The following is a 1065-nucleotide window of genomic DNA, read 5'->3' as shown; positions in this document are numbered from 1 at the left end:
TACCCATTCAGGTGCAATCTTTAGAACCCACTTCAGCGCTGATAGCCTCCATGTGATGACCGCCAGCTTTGATGAAACAGCGATAATCACAGGCCAGAAGACCGATGGATCATGGGAAACAAAAGCCACCATTTGGCATGCAGGTAGTGTCGCATCAGCCATCTTCAGTACCGATGGCCGTCAAATGATGACCGCCGGTATCGACAATGTAGCAGAAATCTATGGTCATGAGGACGATGGATCATGGAAAGTAAAAGCTACTATTTACCATGAATGGATCAACAGCTCAGCCTCCTTCAGCGCTGATGGCCACCAACTATTGAGCGCTATTTTCAGGACATTGAAAATCTATGGTCGGGAGACCGATGGATCATGGGAGGCAAAATATACTGTTTACCATCATTCTCGGATCCTATCGGCCAACTTCAGTGCCGATGGCAGTCATCTGGTGGTCGCGCGTCTTGATAGAACTGTGACAATCTATGGTCAGGAGCGCGATGGCTCATGGAAAGTGAAAACCACTATTACCCATAATGATTTTGTCGTATCAGCCACCTTCAGCGACGATGGCCGCCATCTATTAACCGCCAGTCACGATAAAACAGCGAAAATCTATGCCCTGCACGATGGATTATGGGAAGAAATGACCATCATTACCCATAAACATCGGGTCAGATCAGCCTTGTTCAGTCCTGATGACCGCCTTGTGGTGACCACCAGTGAGGACAAAACAGTGAAAATCCACAAACGGCAGACCAATGGATCATGGGAAACAAATTACACCTTTTGCCATAATGCTCCGGTCAGGTCGGCCAGGTTCAGCGCGGATGGCCACCATATATTGACCACCAGTGACGATAACACGGCAAAAATCTACAGCCTGCAAGTGGATCGATCATGGGAAGAGGCGGGCAGCATTACTCATAATGGCAGAGTACTCTCAGCCAACTTCAGTCCCGATAGCTGCCTCGTGGTGACCGCCGGTGAAGACAAAACGGCGAAAATTTATGGCCTTAGGCCCGATGGGTCGTGGATAAAAAAAGCCATCATTTATCACGGGCCGGT

At 48.8% G+C, this 1065-nt stretch carries 1 protein-coding gene; it reads left to right on the top strand.

Annotated elements, in window-relative coordinates; translation table 11 throughout:
* A partial coding sequence (locus KDK17_RS10700; RefSeq protein ID WP_257288063.1) for a WD40 repeat domain-containing protein occupies nucleotides 1-1065 on the top strand: 1065 nt, incomplete at both ends.

Source organism: Endozoicomonas sp. SESOKO2, from assembly GCF_024606245.1.
In the GTDB taxonomy this organism is placed as follows: domain Bacteria; phylum Pseudomonadota; class Gammaproteobacteria; order Pseudomonadales; family Endozoicomonadaceae; genus Endozoicomonas_A.
Note: the sequence above shows the minus strand (reverse complement) of the source record. Positions and strands in the feature narration are given on the sequence as shown.